Raw genomic sequence first — 21,742 nt, 5'->3', positions numbered from 1 at the left:
CATGAGATGACTAAACCTTTAGTCTCTCTGGTAGGCAATCTTGTTGAATCAAATCTTCATAAGTTTCGCGCCGCAAAATTAAATTTGCTTCGCCATTCCCTACTACAACTGCCGCCGGTCGGGCTAGGCGATTGTAGTTAGATGCCATACTGTAATTGTAAGCACCAGTTCCCATAACTACGAGAATATCCCCTGGTTTAATTTCTGGCAGCTGGGCATTTTTAATCAAAATATCCCCCGATTCACAATGCTTACCAGCAATTGTGACAGTTTGTGTGATGGGAGCCGAGATCCGGTTAGCAACCACAGATCGGTAAACTGATTGGTAAGTGATTGGACGCGGATTGTCTGACATCCCGCCATCAACTGCTACGTAAGTACGTATTCCGGGAATCACTTTCGATGAACCAATAGTATAGGCAGTAACGCAGGCTGTGGCAATTAGCGATCGCCCAGGTTCAGCCAATAACTTTGGTAATGGTAAATTTTCTGAAGCACAAGTCTCTTGAATTACTTCACAAATTGCCTTCACCCATTCTGTGATGCTGGGGGGATCGTCGGACTCTACATATCTAATTCCTAAACCACCACCAACATTCAACTCAGTCAGTTGTAAGCCATGCTGGGTCGCTTGCTTGAACCACTGTACCATTACTACCGCTAAATCCCGATGGGGCTGGCGCTCAAAAATTTGCGAACCAATATGAGCATGTAACCCTACACAATTGAGAGCAGATTGCTTACTGATAAAAGTAAACAATTCCTCTAGCTGATTGGGATCAAAACCAAATTTACTATCTAGTTGTCCCGTACGGATATATTCGTGCGTGTGACATTCAATACCTGGAGTTAACCGCAACATAATTCTGGTGGGGTGGCTTTTTTCCCTCTCCTCCACTATCTCCACCAGAGTCTTTAACTCGTACCAGTTATCCACCACAATCGTGCAACCAGATTCTATAGCCAGAATTAGTTCGGCACGAGATTTGTTATTGTTATGGAGGTAAATTTTCTCAGGGCTGACACCCGCTTGCAGCGCTGTGTAAAGTTCCCCGCCTGATGCTACATCTATTCCTAATCCTTCCGATGCAGCGATCGCGCAAATTGCTAGACAATTCCATGCTTTTGAAGCATACAGCACTTGAGATGCGCCTGGATAATATTTCTGGAAAGCGTCTCGATACTGCTGACAAGCTAAACGCAGAGTGGTTTCATCTAAAATGTACAAAGGAGAGCCAAATTGTTGAACTAGAGTTGTGACATCACATCCTCCAATTTCCAGGCAATCATTACCGTTGACTTTAGCAGTCAGAGGTAACATCTCCTGGTTTGGCGAAAGATTTGCATTTGTGCTGCGGTTTTGAGGTAAATATTGACCACCAACATGTTGAACCCCAAGGGGGTGAGTCGATACCATATCTTAGAATTGTTCTCGCTGTGCTTATGGAAATTTTATTTGGGTGTGAGTATGTCTCCCGTTTCCCAGTTTACAAAGGCTTTGTCATCTTAATTCAATAATTGTGATTTCATTGGACTTAGAAATTCAATCCCTAACTCAAGAGCATTTAAATGTAATTGTGGAATTAGACCAAGCCTGTTTTGGTGGCTTATGGACAATAGATGCTTATAAACGAGAGTTGGACAGTCCTAACAGCGATTTTTTGGGTTTATTTTCCCCGCTGTCTAGTTCGCAACTTTTAGGAATGGGTTGCTTTTGGTCAATTTTAGAAGAAGCCCATATCACAATTTTGGCAATTCATCCCCAATATCATCGTCAAGGTTTAGGACAGGCTCTACTGTATTCCCTGCTAAAAACAGCCAGCGATCGCGGCTTGGAACGAGCTACCCTCGAAGTCCGAGTTTCCAACCAGCCGGCTATATCCTTATACCAAAAATTTGGCTTTAAAACAGCTGGACGCCGCCGGGGTTATTACCAAGATAACGGCGAAGATGCTCTAGTTCTCTGGCTTTCTGACCTGCAAAAGCCAGATTTTCAGTCAACTTTGCAACAATGGCAGCAAATTCTCGGCGATCGCCTGATTCAATCCTAATTCTGGCTCGCTGAAAAAGTCTTCTAGCCCAGGTAGGGAATAGGAAGGGTGGGAGGTGTGGGAGGTGTGGGAGGTGTGGGAGGAATTACCAATTACCAATTACCAATTACCAATTACCAATTACCAATTACCCACACTCAAAATATGACAATTATTAATTTAAAAGAAAATATTCATTTAAATAACCTATGTTACAAAATTGTTATTGATTTTAGCGTAAACATATGGTAATAATGGATGTTTGGAAGTGATTTAAGAAAGTCTAAATTCTGGTGGTTTTTCGCGTGTAGCCAATCCTGGAAACCCAGAAGAATAGACACTCATCAGCACGGCATCCACACAAAAATAATAAATATTTACAAATAGCGCAATCAATTTGAGTGACAAAGCGTGGCAGTTTGTAATCTTTATACAGACATCCAAAACTTAAGCCTGTGCTAAAATCAGCGTACCGGCACGACGCAGGTGATGGGAAAAATGCCATGTTTGAACGCTTCACAGAAAAAGCCATTAAGGTAATCATGCTGGCCCAAGAAGAGGCCCGCCGTTTAGGTCACAATTTCGTCGGCACTGAACAGATCCTCCTGGGTCTGATTGGTGAAGGGACGGGAGTAGCGGCCAAAGTTCTCAAATCAATGGGTGTCAATCTCAAAGACGCTCGAATTGAGGTAGAAAAAATCATAGGCCGAGGTTCTGGCTTTGTCGCCGTGGAAATTCCGTTTACGCCACGGGCAAAGCGAGTTCTGGAACTATCTTTAGAAGAAGCGCGCCAATTAGGCCATAACTACATTGGTACCGAGCATCTGTTGTTGGGCCTGATCCGGGAAGGGGAAGGTGTAGCAGCCAGAGTGCTAGAAAACCTCGGCGTGGATCTATCTAAGGTAAGAACCCAGGTCATCCGGATGCTGGGAGAAACAGCAGAAGTTTCCGCGACCGGCCAATCAGGACGTACCAAAACTCCAACCTTGGATGAATTTGGCTCCAACCTGACCCAAATGGCCACAGATAACAAACTCGATCCAGTGGTGGGACGCGCCAAAGAAATCGAGCGAGTAATTCAGATTTTGGGTCGCCGGACAAAAAATAACCCAGTGCTGATTGGTGAACCAGGGGTTGGTAAAACAGCGATCGCTGAAGGTCTAGCGTCGCGGATTGCTAACAAAGATGTCCCCGACATCCTGGAAGATAAGCGCGTAGTCACACTGGACATCGGCTTGCTCGTAGCAGGTACCAAGTACCGGGGTGAATTTGAAGAACGTCTCAAGAAAATCATGGATGAAATCCGCTCGGCGGGTAACGTGATTCTCGTGATTGACGAAGTGCACACCCTAATTGGTGCTGGTGCGGCGGAAGGCGCCATCGACGCAGCGAACATCCTCAAGCCAGCCTTGGCCAGAGGAGAACTCCAGTGCATCGGCGCCACAACCTTAGATGAATACCGCAAGCACATCGAGCGGGATGCAGCCCTAGAGCGCCGCTTCCAGCCTGTAATGGTGGGTGAACCTACAGTAGACGAAACAATCGAGATTTTGCACGGGCTGCGTGAGCGCTATGAGCAACACCACAAGCTAAGAATCTCTGATGAAGCATTGGTAGCAGCGGCGAAATTATCAGACCGTTACATTAGCGATCGCTTTCTTCCAGATAAAGCCATCGACTTGGTTGACGAAGCTGGTTCCCGCGTCCGCCTAATTAACTCCCAATTACCCCCCGCAGCCAAAGAACTAGACAAAGAACTGCGCCAAATCTTGAAAGAAAAAGATGATGCAGTCCGTTCTCAAGACTTTGATCGCGCCGGGGAATTACGCGATCGGGAGATGGAAATCAAAGCGGAAATTAGAGCGATCGCCCAAAGCAAAACCAACGGTGCTGGTGGTGATGGAATCGAACCAGTAGTCACCGAAGAAGACATCGCTCACATCGTCGCTTCCTGGACAGGCGTACCAGTGAATAAACTCACAGAGTCCGAATCCGAGAAGTTGCTCCACATGGAAGACACCTTGCACCAGCGCCTAATTGGTCAAGAAGACGCTGTAAAAGCAGTTTCCAGAGCAATTCGCCGCGCTCGTGTCGGTTTGAAAAATCCCAATCGACCCATCGCCAGCTTTGTCTTCTCCGGGCCGACCGGCGTTGGTAAAACTGAGTTGGCTAAATCCTTGGCTTCTTACTTCTTCGGTTCCGAAGAAGCAATGATCCGCCTGGATATGTCGGAATATATGGAGCGTCACACCGTCAGCAAACTGATCGGTTCACCTCCTGGTTATGTTGGTTATAACGAAGGTGGTCAGTTGACCGAAGCCGTGCGGCGCCGTCCTTACACCGTGGTGCTATTCGACGAAATCGAAAAAGCGCACCCCGATGTATTCAACATGCTGCTGCAAATTTTGGAAGACGGGCGGTTAACCGATGCGAAAGGTCGCACGGTGGACTTCAAAAACACCTTGCTGATTTTAACCTCCAATATTGGTTCTAAGGTAATTGAAAAAGGCGGTAGCGGTATCGGTTTTGAATTCGCCGAAGACGCCAGCGAATCTCAATACAACCGCATTCGCTCATTGGTGAACGAAGAACTCAAGCAATACTTCCGTCCAGAGTTCCTCAACCGACTAGACGAGATTATCGTCTTCCGTCAGTTGAGCAAGGCTGAAGTCACACAAATCGCCGAGATCATGCTCAAAGAAGTCTTTGGTCGCCTAACAGAAAAAGGTATCACCTTAGAAGTTAGCGATCGCTTCAAAGACCGATTGATCACAGAAGGTTACAGCCCCAGCTATGGTGCGCGTCCCTTACGTCGAGCGATTATGCGCCTATTAGAAGATAGCCTTGCAGAAGAGATTCTCTCTGGTCGCATTAAAGATGGTGACATCGCCTATGTTGATGTCGATGAAGCCGGTAATGTGAATGTTACTGCTCGACAAAACCGCGAATTGTTACCCCAAGGCGTTGAATAAAATTTAAAATTTGGGATTTAAATCTCGAATAAAAAATGCGAAAACGGTAGAGTGATTTCACCCTCTACCGTTTTTTTGTTTAGGGAACAGGGAACAGGGGATAGGGTTGAAAAAGGCGATGAACCTCTAACCCCATTTCACGAAATTATTGATACACTCACTTTTCTTGCATCCCCTGCATCCCCTGCATCAAGAGCTTGCCCATGCATCAATCTTAAAGTGAAACGGTATAACCCCTAACTCCTAACCTCTAGCCCCTAACCCCTAACCCCTTCTTCAACTCAATCTCGATACCGTAATCTGAATTATTACTGAGAAAAGGGTGAGAAATAGCTGGCAAATTCTTGAATATTTCTCAGCCAAGCTTTATTTTTTCATCACTTAGGAGCTGGTACCTACCGCGATACTAAGACCAGTTCACACGCAGCAATTTCAGCAATTATGCAGCAAGCGTCTCATCCCACAGTCATCCTGGGTGGTGGCTTCGCTGGACTGTTTACAGCTTTACATTTAAGCCAGCAAAATTATTCCCATCCCATCATTCTAATTGAACAGCGCGATCGCTTCAGTTTCAAGCCGTTGTTGTATGAGTTACTCAGCGGTGAATTACAAAGTCAACAGGTTTATCCCCGCTATCAAGAACTGTTAGCTGGTAGTCGTGTCACCTTTGTGCAAGACAGGGTAACATCAATCGATCTACCACAACACAGAGTGGAGTTAGCCTCTGGGAAGATTTTTGACTACAGCAACTTAGTTTTAGCACTAGGTAGCCAAACAACCTATTTTCATACTCCAGGTGCGGCAGAATATGCCTTACCATTTACATCTGGAGAACAAGCGATCGCTCTGCGAAAACACCTCCGCTACAAATTGTATCAAGCCATCCAAACTACAGATTCCCAGCACCGTCAACAACTGCTGAGTATTGCCATCATTGGAGCAGGCCCAGCTGGCATTGAACTAGCCTGTACACTAGCAGATTTATTGCCCATTTGGTACGACGAATTAGGCGGGGATGCTAATGAAATTCGGGTGATTCTCGTCAACCGCAGTCGAGAAATCCTCAAAGGAGATGTGAATAGCCATCTGCGTTGTACAGTCCAGCGGGCTTGCAAAAATCGGGTAATACCTGTAGATTTTCTATTTGATGCTGCTGTCACCAAAATTGAGTCAGACAGCGTGGAGTATCGACAAAATGAGCAAACAAAGGTTTTCCGGACGGGAACAATTGCTTGGACTGCTGGTACCGCGCCCCATCCCTTGTTGATGCAGTTACCAGTAGCGAATCAGCGCGGGCGAGTAGTAGTGACACCGACAATGCAGATAGCTGATTTTCCGGAAGTCTTTGTCGCTGGAGATTGTGCTGTCAATCAAGAAAATCCCCAACCACCGACAGCACAAGTTGCTTATCAACAAGGAATAGCGATCGCTCATAATCTCCAACGGATGCGAGAAAAAAAACCCACTCAACCAACGCAAATCCAAATGCGGGGTACATTGATGAAACTGGGACTTAATGAAGGCGTTGCTAATCTATTTAATAAAGTCCAAATCAAAGGACAACCAGGACATTTAATCCGAGAAGCAGCATATTTACAATTATTACCAAACCCAGCACGTAACCTGAAAGTGACAACCGAGTGGTTAACTGACGAATTATTCCATCGCCATCGCCCCTTTTCTCATATGCAACTCGGACAAACGCCCTTTCTTCCTGGAGTTGCAACTGTAGCTGCAGTATTGCTTTTGGCTACTCCCCTCGCTTGGCGTGCTGCTCAACCTGGACAATTTCAACAAAACTTCGGTTGGACGGGTATTCCAACATTACTCAATCACCTGACACCATCCTCTCGATAAAGCGCTCGATCATCTTTTATCTCATCCAGAGCTACTAAACCTCATTTATTTGATTATGAAATACTTACTCAATCTCCGCACAGCTGTTACAGCCAATCGTGTCGCCATAGGTGTTTACTTTTTTTTAGCTGGTATCGGTAACTATCTCAACTTCAGTGTTGCTCATGGTTTTTACCACACAGTGCTCACGCAAAAACTACAAATCATCGGCCCTAAAATTCCCCCAGGATGGGAAGGTGTGGGGCCATTACCTTGGTTAATTGCGGTACCCTATGCTTGGTTGTTACCTCTAGCAGAAATTTTGCTGGGAGCACTGTTTGCTCTTAATTATTGGGTGCGGTGGACAGGGCTATTATTAATATTATTAATCTTGAGTATTACTATTGCATTTGGCATCATGCCAGCTGGGAGTTTATTTGCCAATGGAGCAGAAAGCTTTAATAAGACTATTTTATTCATCACTTCTATTTGGATGTCAATTGCTTACGAAGTTTATGAACAGAAAATGAGCCGTCGTCGTGCTCAAGCAATGAATGATTTTACTTCTAGCGAGGATATGTAAAATTATTGCAGATACAATGGCGGGATTTTGGCATTGCGGGTGATTTAGCGAGCGATCGCCATTTTGGGATACGTCTGCAGATTTCCTGGCGATCGCACTCCTGGGGATGGTTAAATCTTACAATGCAACAAAGAGACTCAGGATAAAACAGTGCAAAATCCCACATCAAAATTAATTACAGGATTAGTCATCACCTGCACTAGTGTGCTGTGTAATACAGGGATAGCTGATCAAATTGTTTTGGCAAAGTCTAAGAATCCCCAAAAGTGCGATATCCTAGCCTACGTCACCGATCAAGACCCCCAGGGTGTTAATGTCCGTAGTGGTGCTAGTAGCAAAAATAAGATTATTGGCACGATACCCGTGAATGAGACAGTAAATGCGATCGCATCTGCGGACACTTGGGTAAAAGTTACCAATGCTAGCGGCGGTTTTCAAGGTACTGGATGGGTATCTTCGTCCATGCTAGGAATAGCATCACGGGGTTACGATACTAATGGCGTCAATCTTTACAGCAATCCCAATCAAAAAAGTCGCAAAGTAGGACAAATTCCACCCATTGTTAATGTTAAATTATTAAGCTGTAAAGGAGATTGGGCACAAGTTGAATATAAAGGCATTAAAGGCTGGTTAGCCAGGGAAGATCAATGTGGTGCGGCGCTGACTACTTGTTCTTAAAAACCTTCTTTTTTCAACTTAGCTAAAGCATCCTCCGCAGCAGCTTTTTCCGCATCTTTTTTGTTCCGTCCCTTCCCTTTTCCAAACTCTTTTTGATCAACTAAAACTTTAGCAATAAACTCTGGCGCGTGAGAAACTCCGCCTATTTGCTCTGTGATATATCTGGGCGGATTTGGTGTAATATGGCGTTGCACCCATTCTTGAAAACGATTTTTTGCGTCCACATTAGAACGAGTTACAACAATATCTTCTGGTACAGAATCAAATAGTGGTTCCACAATAGCGCGCACTGCTTCAATTTTGGAATCGTTATCCAAATAATAAGCACCAAGGACTGCTTCAAAAGTGCTGCTAAGTAAATTAGGATTATGGTAGCCACCGTCTCTAATTGCACCTTTACCCAACCGCATCTTAAAGTTTAAATCTACCTCCTCCGCAAACTTTGCTAATTGCTTTTCATCTACCAATGCAGAACGTCGTCGTGTTAATTCATCTTCTCCCTTTTCTGGGTGACGATTATAAAGATATTCACCACTTAAGTAATTCAGTAAAGCATCACCGAGAAACTCTAGGCGTTCATTATGTTCGCCTTCTGCTGGGTTTTCGTTAACATAGGAACGGTGGGTCAGCGCATGACGTAAGAGTTTTTCATCACGAAATGTTAGCAGTTTATGCATTTTGATTTTTTGTTTTGTTGCGTACATTGATTGTTGGGTAACTTATCTTTAAACATGAAAAAACCGCAAATAGCGGTGATTTTAACTAAATCTTAGGTAGTGTATGTTATTGGTTTTGCTGTCACACACTCCTAAACTAGTTTTTAAAAACAAATTCAAGTGGCAAGTTCATCTAACTCAATTAAGCACAATTTCTGGTTTTGTATTGTAACTTTCCCGTCCTTAATAGCAGCATCAATAAACTTGCCAAAGCGTGAAAATCGTTTACCATCAGGTGTAAGAATCGAGGAAACTCCTTGATAGTTAACATAACGCTGACGCATGAGGTTATCGATATATCCACATGCCGTAGACTTACGTTGGTTTGAGGCAGTTTTGATAGACTCAATTAGATATTCTATAGCATCATTGTAATTAATTTGAGACTGATTTGCAGTTTTTACAAGTTGCGTCTTGTTCTCAACTAACTTAAGTAACTCGTCTACAAAGTAAAATTCATTAGCGCGCTCTTTCAGCTTTTGTTTGACATTACCTCGCTTTGCAAAAATTATGACATTTTTACCATTACTTTGCAGAATTTGAACTATATTTGCAAAGTCTCCATCTCCTGACACAAGGATAACTATATCTGAAGACTGATGGTTGCATACGTCATCAATTAAATCAGATTTAAGTTGATTGTCTGCACTGTTCTTTAAAGAACAAGTAACATCCTCACATTTAAAACCAATACTTCGGAGATTCTCTTTAGCTGAAGCTTGGTTTTCATATAGTGAATTATAGTAGACTCTTCTACTAATTAAACTCCCTCTTGCGTTAGCAAAGGCTAGCAAATTCATTGCTAGTTCTTGATTTAAATAAACATTTTGAAAATCGCAGTAAATACCAACTTTCGGTTGTTTTTGACTTGTTTGAGCATTCTGATTTTGATTAGCGTTTGCCATTATGATTTATCCAGTACTGTTGGGTGAACTGGACAGCTTCAACAAATCACACGTCTATTTATAGGGTAGCCTAAAGCAAGATATACAAAACTTCTTTCTGCTATCAAGCCCTCTACTCACGCTTTCTTTGGTTCAAGTCTCAGCCGTAGAACTCCTGGCTTACTACCAAGCCTTGCGTTATCGCTTCCCCTGAACATTCACCCAAACATCTTGTCTTACCTTTGAAAGTTTACTCAATGAGTAAACCAGATATTAGCCCAAATGTTCAGCCGAAGAGATAACGTAAGGCTTGGCAGTAAACTAGGAGTTCTGCTGCTGAGACAACTCCAAAAACTCGCGCTCTTTAGTGCGGTTATTTAGCTGTCTGTATATAGGCTCGCATGGCATCCAAAGTTCTGTCAATACCCTTTTTGTAGAAAATCGCTACATTCCTGTTCTTGCACGTTTGCAAACATTCTTGATGACTCTTGGATAATTAAACCAAAAGCATCAAGAATTTCGCCAAGTTTAAAATCACTATAAGCCATCAGAATTAATAATTAGCCTTGGGTGGAAATACTCTACTCAAATCAAGAGATAAATCAGGAAATGAAGGTAAATTTACGACCTGATTTAATAAAAAAATATGTTTATTCGCATAACTATATTTATTAAGATTATCTTGATAGGGTTCACTGTAACATTCCAGATGATTATCAAATAAATTAAATATCCAATAATCATGAATACTTGCTTTAGCATAAAGGGGAATTTTCACATCTTGGTCATAAGCTAAAGAAGAATCTGCTACTTCTATTACTAGTAATACATCAGTAGGCGCAGGGTGAGCAGAAAAGTAATTATCATCTTTGTTTTGCACAATAGCGAAATCTGGTTCTGGTTCGCTGTTAGGTGGTAAAGTTATCGGAGCTTGAGATTGCAGAGTCGCTCTGTCTCCTACTAATTTTGGTAGTTGCTTCCACAGGTTTCTTAAACAAGTTTCATGTGCCGTACCCTTCGTTACCATTTCAATGAGTTCTCCATTAATTAATTGAATATGATCGTTCTCATGCAAAAAGCCCAATTCGATGAGCCTGTGGTATTCGTCTACAGTGAAGCGTTTAGCGTGAGCGATACTCATACATTTTGCTCCTGGGGGAAAAGTTGTCATAACACTTATTCTAAATGTGGCAGAAGATTGATATGCTAAAGGCCGAGACTAGTTATATCGTCAACAATGCCTGCGCCTACTATCACCCCGAAAATTACTGCCTTTCCGCTGACAGCCGTAGTCGGACAAGAAGCGATTAAATTAGCTTTACTCCTAGCAGCAGTCGATCCGGGATTGGGAGGAGTAGCGATCGCCGGCCGTCGCGGTACGGCAAAATCAGTGATGGCGCGGGCTATTTACGCCCTCCTCCCACCAATCGAGGTGGTTGAAGGCTCAATTAGCAATTGCGATCCCAGCCACCCCGAAGATTGGGACGATCAGTTATTGGCTGATTACGCAGAGCAAGATATTCAAGATGTCCCCACAGCAATCATCCCCGCACCTTTTGTGCAAATTCCCTTGGGGGTTACAGAAGACAGACTTTTAGGTTCGGTGGATGTGGAACAATCGGTGAAACAAGGCGATACAATTTTTCAGCCCGGTCTACTAGCTACAGCCAACCGGGGGGTTTTGTATGTGGATGAAATTAACTTACTCGATGACCAAATCAGCAATCAATTATTAACTGTATTATCCGAGGGACGCAACCAAATTGAACGGGAAGGAATTAGTTTTCAACATCCTTGCAAACCGTTGTTTATTGCCACCTATAATCCAGAAGAGGGGGCGCTGCGAGAGCATTTGCTTGATAGAATTGCGATCGCACTTTCTGCAGATGGTGTCCTCGGCCTAGATCAAAGAGTAGCAGCAGTTGAGCAAGCGATCGCCTACTCCCATTCTCCCCAAGAATTCCTCCAACAATACAGCGAAGACATTGACGCCCTCAAAACCCAAATCATTCTGGCGCGGGAATGGTTGAAAGATGTCACCGTCACCCACGAACAAATTGCTTATCTCGTCGCTGAAGCGATTCGTGGTGGTGTTCAGGGACACCGTGCAGAATTATTTGCGGTGCGAGTAGCCAAAGCCGCAGCGGCTTTAGAGGGACGCAACACCGTCAACGCCGAAGATTTGCGCCGAGCGGTAGAATTAGTCATTGTCCCACGGGCGACAGTCGTACAGACGCCACCACCAGAACAACAAGCACCACCACCACCCCCACCCCCACCACCAGAAAATCAAGAAGAATCAGAACCCGAAGAACAAGAGGAACAGGAAGAACAGCAAGAAGAACAGCAAGAACCACCAAGCATCCCGGAAGAATTCATCTTTGATCCAGAAGGAGTAATTCTGGATGATAGCGTGTTATATTTTACACAAGCTGCCAAACGCCAGGGAAAATCTGGCAGTCGCAGTATTATCTTCTCAGATGACCGGGGGCGCTATATTAAGCCGATGTTACCCAAAGGCAAAGTGCGACGAATTGCCGTAGATGCCACATTAAGAGCCGCAGCCCCGTATCAAAAAGCACGGCGAGAAAAATACCCAAATAAAAAAGTCATCGTTGAATCTGGGGACATTCGCGCCAAACGCCTAGTCCGTAAAGCTGGAGCGTTGGTAATATTTGTAGTCGATGCATCTGGTTCGATGGCTTTAAACAGGATGCAGTCAGCTAAAGGCGCGGTAATGCAACTGTTGACCGAAGCATATCAAAACCGTGACCAAATAGCCTTAATTCCCTTCCGGGGAGAACAAGCAGAGGTGCTATTACCCCCCACACGTTCCATTGCTTTAGCACGCAACCGCCTCGAAAGACTGCCCTGTGGCGGCGGTTCACCCTTAGCCCACGGCTTAACCCAAGCTGTTCGCGTCGGCTTGAATGCTCAAATGAGTGGAGATATTGGGCAAGTTGTGCTTGTGGCGATTACCGATGGGCGAGGTAATATTCCCTTAGCGCGTTCTTTAGGTGAACAACTAGAACCAGGAGAAAAGCCGGATATCAAAGGGGAATTGTTAGAAATTGCAGCGAGAATCAGGGCTTTAGGAATACAACTGTTAGTAATTGATACAGAAAGTAAATTTGTTTCCACTGGCTTTGCGAAAGAATTAGCCCAGACAGCCGCAGGTAAATATTATCATTTACCAAAAGCCAGTGATCAGGCTATAGCTGCTATGACCAGAGGAGCGATTGCTGATCTTAAACTTTAAGGCATTATTCCCTGTTCCCTGCAATGCACTGAAGCTCACTCGAAGTGTTCCCTGTTTTGTTCAAGATCCAGACACCATAGCCTGGGGCTGCAAACACCCCATTAAATCTTGAATTCCTTTTTGCAGATATCGTGTTACTGTCATCGGACTAGTGCCAATTTTCTTAGCAGCATCTTTGCGAGAAAGTTCCTTCAAAAAGACTAATTCAACTGCCATGCGGGGCTTTTCTTCTAACAAATTGATTGCCCCTTGGAGTTGTTGTCGTTCTTCTTCTTGTTGTTGAAAAGCAGTAGAACGGGGACAAGGAAGCGCTTCACCCAAAGTGATATGGCAATCAACATAGTTAAGTGCAGTCGCATCTAAACTTAAAGGCATCCGATTTTGGGCGGCTAATTTAGTTTCTTGCCATTCTTGTAGAGATACCTTGAGAATTTTAGCTATTTCTGCATCCTTGGGAGGGCGTCCCAAAGACATGATTAAGTCCTTGCGAACTTTTTGCCCTTCATTATATAGTTCTTGCCAACGACGGGGTATTTTTAATAGAGTACTGCGATCGCGTAGAAAATGCAGCATCTCACCACGAATATATGGCACCGCGAAGGAACTAAAAGCATATCCTTGACTAGGATCAAAGCGCTCAATAGCTCTAATTAAACCAAAATAACCAATTTGTTCTAAATCTTCGTAAGGTTCATTACATTGATGGCTGAATTTATGCGCCATCTTTCGCACTAAGCCAGTATGTAACTGTACTAGTCGATTACGCAGTTTAATAGAAGGATTCTGGTGGTATAAGTGCAATAACTCTATACCATCAATTCGCACAGAGGACTCACTTGCTGCCATATAAAAATTCCTTGGTTGTAACTCCTTTTTCTCAAAAATGGAGTTGCGTATATTGTCATCAAATCTGTCATTATTCTCCTTAGTCGCAGATGATTAAGCCATCGTTGTATTACTGAAATTGATAAAGAGCGCTATTTACGGTTCAGTAGATATACGCATGATTTTCTATCTTTTTCCTTTGCTAATTATTTTGATTTCTTAATGACAATTGGAAACAACGCATAATCTTTGTGTAATCTTTAGTTTTTGCAACACAACTCAATTATTTTTTGAGAAAAAATACATAATTAGCGTTGCAGGCATCTGTGATACTGAGAAAAATACCAGGAAGTTAACTGTTAGTCTTTGTGGGGTTTCACACCGTACCCTTGAGAGGAAGCATGTTGTTGAATTTCAGAGAATTGGTATGACGTACGTATCTATTTAAGATTCACTTATTTGTAGCATACAATATTACACAGTATCTCAATAAAAAAGTTGCAATTTACTCAATTTGTTTGCAGAACGATGCCATTACTCTTCGTAACAGATGGTAGTGGAGTTGATTGTCTGCTTAGTGATGCTGCTAAAACCATGTCATAACTTTATGGACGAGCTAAACCTCCACCTGCAATCGCTGATTCAAGAAGCTTGCTCTTATCCACCCACTAGCCCACAGCGTAGTAAAGCCATTAACCGTCTGCTCCGAGTCGTTTTGAAATCAAGCCGTACTGAGAGTAAAGGAAATGACCTCTACGAAGAAGCTTTATATAAAACCATGTTTAATTTGAGTAAAACAGTTTGCGACAAATACGATCCAAGTCGAGGCTCATTTTTGGCTTGGTTTGGCGTTTGTCTTCGCAATCAATACAGAGACGAAATTCGCGCTGCTAAACGCGAGCGCTCTCACAGACAATCTGTATGGCAAAGTGATCAGGCTGAATTCGATCCGTTAGAGTACGTTGCTTCTGGTATAGATGCTAACTCACTGCTCGATACCTGGGAATCGTTTGTGCAATGGATTCAAGATGATCCAGATCGTCTTCTGCGGGCTTGTCACATTGAAAATAACCCAAAAGCTAATTGTCAATTGCTTGCTTACTTGCGACTCGTCGTCGGTCAAGAATGGCAAGAAATTGCTGCGGATGTTGGCTCGAAACGTGGTGTCATCTCTTCTCATTGGTCTAGAAAATGTGAACCCATACTCCGAAAATGGTTAGACGCAAATCAAAAGCTTTTTGGAGAAGATAACTAAGTACCTAAATAAAATTAATTACACAGATTGTTTTTCTATTCCCCAGTCCCTAGACCCTATTCCCCCACGAATGAATTTAATTTTGTGTAACTCGTATGACCGATAGACTAAACGCCTTACGGGAACTGGCGATTCCCTTCTTGGTGACTGCATCGTTTCGCCGACAAGCCAGAGCCTACGCAGCTCAGTATTTCACCCCAGATACTCAACAAAGAGTCTATTTTAATAGCCTAGCTGTACTTGTTGCTGACGGGTATTTTCGGTTACTGGGTTTTGAAACAAATGTTACCCAACCAGAAAGATGGAATGCAGCGTATCGTTTGTGGAGCGAAGCCAACGAACTAGAATTAACTGGATTGGGCTATTTAGAATGTTGCGTAATTACAACAGAGCATGAGGCTGTAATTTTACCATCAGTAACTCAGAGTCGGTACCTCGGCTATTTATTTGTAGAAATTGCTAATTCAGAACAAGCAGCCACACTATTCGGTTTTCTACCCGCTTCCGAAACTACGGATGCAGAAATAGCGATCGCTGATTTACAGTCTATGGACGATCTGATCGATTATTTGGCGCTGACACAAGAATTTGCTCAAAAAAAAATCACTTATTTAAGAAACTGGTTAAATAACATTTACGCTGCAGATTGGGAACCCTCAATGCGCGATTTAAAGACTGCTACCTGCAAGAAAAAGCTAGAACTAGCAGGAAAAGTATTGGAAATGCAACTTTCAGTTTCCGAGAGCAACGAAGAATTGATTTTTGTCAGAGTTAATGTCAAAAGTGAAAGTGGTGCTCTCCCTGTAGGAATGCAGGTTAGTGTCCCAGATGAATCTGACATTTATACAGAAACAGTCATTGAGTCGGCTGATCTCATTTCTATTCCTCTAGAATTAACGTCTGGTGAGGAATTTTGGGTGGCGTTACAGATAGGAGAAATCGTTCTGCGAGAATATTTCATCACCTAAAACAAGAGGAAATGATGTTTAAAATATCCTTTAAAATTGGTGGCAGAGTACAACTAAAAAATTCAGAAGTTCTACCTGTCACTCTATCTGTATTCGACCAACAAGGGCAAATAGAAGAACTAGTTTCCTTTCTTTCTCCTCTGCCCAAACCTCTCGAAGATAAGTTTAAACAATGGCAGTATTATATCGGTCTTCAAGGCAATCGCAAGGTTGTTAAAAATCGAGATTATCCGATTTCTGGGGTCATCAATCTCACAGAACTTGCTAATTCTTTGAAAGTTGAATTAAATAAATGGTTGGGTAGTGATGGCTGGATTGATGAAAATGGAGAAGCCGATCCGCGCGTCAGTCTAGTTTTGGAAAAATTCAGACAGAAAATTAGCAAAAACGATGAAGTTCAGATTATTCTGCAGACAGAAGACAGACAACTGCGGGGGCTGCCTTGGCAAGAGTGGGATACCTTGGCAGGGTATACTAGCAGGGGTGTGGAAGTTGCCATTAGTGCCACAAATTTTCAGCGACTGACTCAAAAGCAAACACCGCAACTCAAAGCATCTGCACGTATACTTGTAGTGTTTGGTGACGAAAAGTTGGGGTTTGCAGAAGAAGAAGATTTTATTAAAAGTCTGAGACAGCACGGTGGAGAACCCCATATCCTCAGACAACCTAGCCGCCAAGAATTAGAACAAAAGTTAAAAGATTCTCAAGGCTGGCACATTTTCTTTTTTGCTGGACATAGTGAAAGCGATCGCGCCGGGCGAATTGGGCGTATCCAAATTAACCCAGCCGATGGCGCACAAGGAATTATCGAAATCACGGAACTGAAGGGTTTACTGTCAGGGGCAATTAATAAAAAATTGCAATTAGTTATCTTCAATTCTTGTGATGGTTTAGGACTAGCAAACCAGCTAACGGAGCTATCTCTACCTTACTGTATCGTCATGCGGGAGATGGTTGAGTCTGCTGTCGCCAGGGAATTATTGAAGCATTTTCTGGCAGCCTTTGTCAAAGACCGCTCTTTATTTGCTTCGATGAATGTAGCCAGACAGCAATTACAACAGAAATTTGCACCCGGTAAAAGTTGGCTTCCTGTGATTGTGGCTAATCCTCTGGCGAAAGAACTGACATGGAACCGTTTGTTTTCTGAGAGGAGGTTATCTTGGGGGTGGGAGATGGTGTTGGGTATAGTTGCGATCGCTCTGTTGGTGAGCCTACCCATAAGCATATTTACTGAGTTTCAGGGTTGGGAAACTTTAACACTATACGCGGGACTATATCCCCACCTTGTAGTCTATCCTTCGCTGTTTCTCTGGATGCCTTTGTTTGCGGCTTACAGAGCGCATTGCATGATTCGCGTCAAAACACGCCCGTTTGTGATTATGACGCTGGTAACTGTGTTTTTCACATTGGGGGGGTTGTTCTTTGAACTGACAGGCGATCGCATCATGTTAATGGAATTTAAAGCTGATGCAACAACCACAATTTCAGCCCAGCAACTTCCCCGACTTTACTACAACTGGCGAATATTAGAGACGGATATTAAAAGCATTCCCCCAGAAATTTTTAACACGCGTCAAGCTTTTGATATTGATGGAAACTTGACACTAAAAAAATCAGAATTAGAGCCAGTTATCAAACGTATTCACCAAGTCAATCATCCAGGATTGCAAAGGCTTTTGCGGATTGCTACAGCCTATGAAGTTTGGCGAAATACTCAAGCCTTTTCTATCAGTCGCTGGTTTTATGCCTTCACCTTTATTGCGATTATTAGTTGTGGTGTGCAGATTCTGGCGCTGGTGGCGACGATTTTGTTTACACCAGATGCTATCTTTAATAAAAATAAATACTTGATATATGTCATTATTTGTGAATTAGGTATACTGTTGTGGGTGCCTTTTCAAAACTACAGCATTGAGTATATCAAAAGCTTGTTATTTTCATATGAATTGCGCGGGGCTTTAGCTGGGCTGAATGTTTTAATTTACGCAATTATTACCATCATATTTTCTGCAACTGTCGGTAGTATTTATAGAAGCGCCACTAAAAAATATCAGCCTATCTTATTGTCATTCCTGTTAACAAGTTTAAGTTTAGCGCTTCTGGGTAGCTGGTTTGGTGTCTCTCTCATTAATAATCTGTTTGGTATGAAGAGTACCAATCTCTTGACTCCTTGGTTTGCAAGTAGCCTTTTCTTTGCAGCTTTATTTTTCCTCCTGTTTGTGCGGTTGATTGATTATGGCGTTGGAGACGAGTAAACATGAAAAACAAATTAATCAGCAAGGAACAACAGAAAGTAATTTTGATTGTAGGCCTGGCATACATTTTGCCTATTTTAGTAATTTATCTGGGATTAGTTCCTTTCTCTTGGCGGTTTGGTATCCTAATTTTGGCTGCTATTGTTATTTTAGCGATCGCTCGATTCTACCGATTTTCTGCTTTAGAACTAGGATTGACAAAACAAAATTTAGCAAATTCTCTCAAAGCGATCGCTCTACCAAGTTTAGCCTCGGCTTTGCTCATGTTCATTTACCACATGACGCAAGGGTCACGGATTGATAACTCTGCATACACATGGTCTTTCTACTTATTTTTTGTTAGTGTATCATCTCCGCTACAAGAGTTTTTATATCGCGGTTTTTTATTCGGTATTTTTGAGAGAGCTAAGTTAGCAATTTGGTTACAGATTTTATTTTCAACAATACTTTATAGCTTTGTTCATCTCATCTATCGAGATGTACCCACACTGCTGTCTACATTCATCTTTGGTCTTTTTTGGGGCTATCACTACGCCAAATATCGGAATTTATATAGTATTATCATCAGTCATTCAGTACTCGGTGCGATCGCTATCCTGCTAGGTCTGGTATAGTAACTGCCAAGCAAAATTTTAGAGTCTTGGGCAACACAGGGTGACTCTCGTACATATTAGATGAAGCTGAGTGCGATCGCTACTCACCCAGTTTGTCTTTGCTTTATTTGGAGTTTTTACACCAAGCTGGTTAGAAATAGCCATCTCTGGTTTAGGGGTATTTCTGTTTGTCGGTGTGTCTGTTGTCGATTTTTACATCTTGCCTCGCACTTACCGCGATGACCAGTATTTACCTGCGGCATTGTCGATGTATCTCACATATATTAACTTGTTTGTTTTTATTTTGCGGTTGCTAATTGCTCTCAACGGCCGTGATTAAGTACTTGTGAGCAAAACCTATTTTTAACCGTGGTTGCTGTTAGTTAACCACGGTTTTTTTGTAGGCCTGTAGCAACATCCGTCGTCCTTGTAGTAGCTCACGTCTTCACGTTTACGTGTTTCGCGCAGCCTGTAGCAACATCCGTCGTCCTTGTAGTAGCTCACGTCTTCACGTTTGCGTGTTTCGCGCAGCCTGTAGCAACATCCGTCGTCCTTGTAGTAGCTCACGTCTTCACGTTTGCGTGTTTCGCGCAGCTTGCAAGCGCTTCTGCTCTCATGTTTCAGTATTACGCCCAGCCTGTAGCAACATCCGTCAAGAAATTTTCGTGACTTCAATTAGTACTCGTTGTTTTTGTCCTCCCGAAAAATTCGCTGGATATTCATGCAGGCGATTGATCAAAACCTATTCATAACCAGTTTTAGCGAATTTGCCCAACAACAGCTAAAATCAGAAATACATCACAACCAACCCCCGAAAATCTAGTTAAAACGCTCCAACCTGAGCAAACACTATGGATGTTCTAGAAATCAAACGCGAAATCGAAACGTTGTCTGACCGCCTGGGTAAAACCCAGGACTATCTTTGACGTACCTGCAATTACAGCCAAAATTCAAGATTTGGAACAGATATCAGCCCAGCCGGAATTTTGGGATGACCAAACCCAAGCCCAGCAAACGCTACAAGAGTTGAATAACCTCAAAGACCATCTGGAGCAGTATCATCAGTGGCATGTGAGCTTAGAAGACACTAGAGCTGTGGTTGAATTATTGGAGTTAGAAACCGATGAGGGGCTATTGCAAGAAGCAGAGTCCACTATTACCAAACTCAATCGTGACCTCGACCAGTGGGAGTTACAACAGTTGCTTTCTGGCCTCTATGATGCTGAAGGTGCTGTGTTGACGATTAACGCTGGCGCCGGGGGTACAGATGCTCAAGACTGGGCATTTATGCTGATGCGGATGTACACTCGCTGGGGGGAAGCCCACGGCTATAAGGTGGCTTTAGCCGAAGAGTCTGAGGGTGATGAAGCCGGGATTAAGTCAGCGACTTTGGAAATTACAGGACGCTATGCTTATGGCTACTTGCGTTCAGAAACTGGTACCCATCGCCTAGTGCGGATTTCACCTTTTAATGCCAACGGTAAACGCCAAACTAGCTTTGCTGGGGTGGAAGTAATGCCACAAATAGACAATTCTGTGCAACTGGACATTCCAGATAAGGATTTGGAAATCACCACAACTCGTTCTGGTGGTAAAGGTGGGCAGAATGTCAACAAAGTAGAAACTGCTGTCCGGGTCGTCCACTTACCCACTGGTATTGCTGTACGTTGCACAGAAGAACGCTCGCAGCTCCAAAACAAAGAGAAAGCCCTCGCCCGTCTCAAAGCCAAACTGCTAGTCATCGCCCAAGAACAACGCGCCCAAGAAATCGCCGAAATTCGCGGCGATATGGTAGAAGCTTCCTGGGGAAACCAAATCCGTAACTATGTATTCCATCCATACCAAATGGTGAAAGATTTACGTACTAATACGGAAACTACCGCCATTAGCGATGTGATGGACGGTGATTTAGATACATTCATCCAAGCTTATCTGCGCCAAGAAAACCAATTAGTAGATAGCACTTCTGAGTAGTTGGTAATTTTTTTATTTTCCCCCTCTTTGTATCTTGATATACAGGGCTTTGGTTCGAGGTAGAAGAGGTGGGGATTTTCTAGTGTTGATGGTGGTAGCGGCTGAAACTTGGGCCGTATGTGGCTAACAAATTCTTTGGTGACAGAGCGATTTCTGGTCTACCTGTGCAGACGACGGTTTGATTGAGACACAAAACGCGATCGCAATGGCGGTTCACCATGTCAATATCATGGGAAACTTGTAATATTGTCCACCCTTCTTGCTGTTTTAATTCATTCAGCAAAGCATAGAAATCTGCTGTACCTTGCACATCCACACCGGCGAAGGCTTCATCCAGCATCAGCAGTTTTCGCGGCATAACTAAACAATAAGCCAAAAGCACTCTCTTGAGTTGACCACCGCTAAGAGTACCGATAGCTTGATGACGCAGATGATAAGCGTCGGTTCGTCTTAAAGCTTCTGTTACCGCTAGTAATTTTTCTCGCTTTTGTTTCCACAGTCTTTTCCAGAAAGCGCTTTTGGGCGCGGATTCTTGATCAGTTTTTACCCATCCTAATCCTACTAATTCGCTCACAGAAATGGGAAAACTGCGGTCAAAAACGAAGTTTTGCGGCATATATGCTAATAATTGATGCAAATGCCCTAACCGCGTTATAGGGCGACCAAATATTTCAACTTTACCAGCACTTGTGGGAATCAAATCTAAAATTGCTTTGACTAAGGTGCTTTTACCTGCGCCGTTAGGGCCAACTATGGCTGTATCTGTTCCTGGTAATAATTCAAAGGAAACATCTTTAATGGCTAGATAACTTCCTTGATATACAGTTAATTCCTCTACTTTTAAAATTGGTGATGTCATTGGGCATTTATTATTGGTTATTTGTTATTAATTATGTGTGAATAAAGAGAATCTA

At 43.1% G+C, this 21,742-nt stretch carries 18 protein-coding genes and 1 pseudogene; 13 read left to right on the top strand and 6 right to left on the bottom strand.

Annotation, left to right across the window (positions count from 1 at the left end):
* Window positions 1-10: 10 nt before the first annotated feature.
* Window positions 11-1,417: a diaminopimelate decarboxylase gene (gene lysA, locus MIC7126_RS0102615; protein ID WP_017651565.1), complete on the bottom strand. Its 1,407-nt coding sequence runs from the start codon at window positions 1,415-1,417 to the stop codon at window positions 11-13.
* A gap of 103 nt (window positions 1,418-1,520) precedes the next feature.
* Here lysA and rimI point away from each other — a divergent pair, with 103 nt between their 5' ends.
* From rimI to MIC7126_RS0102585, 6 genes are all read left to right on the top strand, one after another.
* Window positions 1,521-2,051: a ribosomal protein S18-alanine N-acetyltransferase gene (gene rimI, locus MIC7126_RS0102610; RefSeq protein ID WP_017651564.1), complete on the top strand. Its 531-nt coding sequence runs from the start codon at window positions 1,521-1,523 to the stop codon at window positions 2,049-2,051.
* A 482-nt stretch (window positions 2,052-2,533) separates the two neighbouring features.
* On the top strand, window positions 2,534-5,002 hold the full coding sequence (locus MIC7126_RS0102600; RefSeq protein WP_017651562.1) for an ATP-dependent Clp protease ATP-binding subunit: 2,469 nt from the start codon (window positions 2,534-2,536) through the stop codon (window positions 5,000-5,002).
* Between the two features lie 441 nt (window positions 5,003-5,443).
* A complete protein-coding gene (locus MIC7126_RS0102595) occupies window positions 5,444-6,859 on the top strand; it encodes an NAD(P)/FAD-dependent oxidoreductase (protein WP_017651561.1) in 1,416 nt (471 codons plus the stop codon).
* Window positions 6,860-6,914: 55 nt separating this feature from the next.
* Window positions 6,915-7,421, top strand: a complete 507-nt coding sequence (locus MIC7126_RS0102590) for a DoxX family membrane protein (protein ID WP_017651560.1) — start codon at window positions 6,915-6,917, stop codon at window positions 7,419-7,421.
* 5 nt (window positions 7,422-7,426) lie between these two features.
* Entirely contained in the window at window positions 7,427-7,567 is a 141-nt protein-coding gene (locus MIC7126_RS30085; RefSeq protein WP_154655813.1) for a hypothetical protein, read from the top strand.
* Window positions 7,568-7,571: 4 nt separating this feature from the next.
* Window positions 7,572-8,099 carry an SH3 domain-containing protein gene (locus MIC7126_RS0102585; RefSeq protein ID WP_017651559.1) on the top strand — a complete coding sequence of 176 codons (528 nt, stop codon included), beginning with the start codon at window positions 7,572-7,574 and terminating at the stop codon, window positions 8,097-8,099.
* On the opposite strand, the gene rnc is transcribed toward MIC7126_RS0102585, so the two are convergent.
* The 3 genes from rnc to MIC7126_RS0102565 all read right to left on the bottom strand — a co-directional run bounded on the left by rnc (window position 8,096) and on the right by MIC7126_RS0102565 (window position 10,840).
* On the bottom strand, window positions 8,096-8,776 hold the full coding sequence (gene rnc, locus MIC7126_RS0102580; RefSeq protein WP_026099977.1) for a ribonuclease III: 681 nt from the start codon (window positions 8,774-8,776) through the stop codon (window positions 8,096-8,098). The genes MIC7126_RS0102585 and rnc overlap by 4 nt on opposite strands.
* Window positions 8,777-8,931: 155 nt before the next feature.
* Window positions 8,932-9,720 carry an NYN domain-containing protein gene (locus tag MIC7126_RS0102575; RefSeq protein ID WP_017651557.1) on the bottom strand — a complete coding sequence of 263 codons (789 nt, stop codon included), beginning with the start codon at window positions 9,718-9,720 and terminating at the stop codon, window positions 8,932-8,934.
* Window positions 9,721-10,252: 532 nt separating this feature from the next.
* Entirely contained in the window at window positions 10,253-10,840 is a 588-nt protein-coding gene (locus MIC7126_RS0102565; RefSeq protein WP_017651555.1) for a Uma2 family endonuclease, read from the bottom strand.
* A gap of 96 nt (window positions 10,841-10,936) precedes the next feature.
* Here MIC7126_RS0102565 and bchD point away from each other — a divergent pair, with 96 nt between their 5' ends.
* A complete protein-coding gene (gene bchD / locus MIC7126_RS0102560) occupies window positions 10,937-12,958 on the top strand; it encodes a magnesium chelatase ATPase subunit D (RefSeq protein WP_017651554.1) in 2,022 nt (673 codons plus the stop codon).
* 60 nt (window positions 12,959-13,018) lie between these two features.
* Here bchD and MIC7126_RS0102555 read toward each other — a convergent pair whose 3' ends face one another.
* Window positions 13,019-13,804: an RNA polymerase sigma factor SigF gene (locus MIC7126_RS0102555; protein ID WP_017651553.1), complete on the bottom strand. Its 786-nt coding sequence runs from the start codon at window positions 13,802-13,804 to the stop codon at window positions 13,019-13,021.
* Window positions 13,805-14,390: 586 nt separating this feature from the next.
* On the opposite strand from MIC7126_RS0102555, the gene MIC7126_RS0102550 reads away from it, so the two are divergent.
* From MIC7126_RS0102550 to prfB, 6 genes and pseudogenes are all read left to right on the top strand, one after another.
* Complete coding sequence (locus MIC7126_RS0102550; protein ID WP_154655812.1) at window positions 14,391-15,038, top strand: RNA polymerase sigma factor; 648 nt, start codon at window positions 14,391-14,393, stop codon at window positions 15,036-15,038.
* A 95-nt stretch (window positions 15,039-15,133) separates the two neighbouring features.
* Window positions 15,134-16,006 carry a DUF1822 family protein gene (locus MIC7126_RS0102545; RefSeq protein ID WP_017651551.1) on the top strand — a complete coding sequence of 291 codons (873 nt, stop codon included), beginning with the start codon at window positions 15,134-15,136 and terminating at the stop codon, window positions 16,004-16,006.
* Window positions 16,007-16,017: 11 nt separating this feature from the next.
* The gene (locus tag MIC7126_RS0102540) at window positions 16,018-18,261 is read left to right on the top strand and encodes a CHAT domain-containing protein (RefSeq protein WP_026099975.1); all 2,244 of its coding nucleotides are present in this window, start codon (window positions 16,018-16,020) and stop codon (window positions 18,259-18,261) included.
* A 2-nt stretch (window positions 18,262-18,263) separates the two neighbouring features.
* Window positions 18,264-18,875, top strand: a complete 612-nt coding sequence (locus MIC7126_RS0102535; protein ID WP_017651549.1) for a CPBP family intramembrane glutamic endopeptidase — start codon at window positions 18,264-18,266, stop codon at window positions 18,873-18,875.
* 88 nt (window positions 18,876-18,963) lie between these two features.
* Window positions 18,964-19,194 (top strand): annotated as a pseudogene (locus MIC7126_RS0102530) (Bax inhibitor-1 family protein); the annotation flags it as partial.
* Between the two features lie 511 nt (window positions 19,195-19,705).
* Window positions 19,706-20,828, top strand: a protein-coding gene (prfB, locus tag MIC7126_RS0102520; protein WP_154655811.1) for a peptide chain release factor 2 whose coding sequence is annotated in 2 segments (ribosomal slippage) — window positions 19,706-19,777 and window positions 19,779-20,828 — 1,122 coding nt in all. Because the reading frame shifts where the segments join, the coding sequence is not laid out codon by codon here.
* A 79-nt stretch (window positions 20,829-20,907) separates the two neighbouring features.
* Here prfB and MIC7126_RS0102515 read toward each other — a convergent pair.
* Window positions 20,908-21,687, bottom strand: coding sequence for a metal ABC transporter ATP-binding protein (locus MIC7126_RS0102515; protein WP_017651545.1), 780 nt, complete (start codon window positions 21,685-21,687; stop codon window positions 20,908-20,910).
* Window positions 21,688-21,742 lie beyond the last annotated feature (55 nt).

Source organism: Fortiea contorta PCC 7126 (genome assembly GCF_000332295.1).
GTDB lineage: Bacteria > Cyanobacteriota > Cyanobacteriia > Cyanobacteriales > Nostocaceae > Fortiea > Fortiea contorta.
The sequence above is the reverse complement of the archived record's forward strand: the minus strand, read 5'-3'. Positions and strand labels throughout refer to the sequence as shown.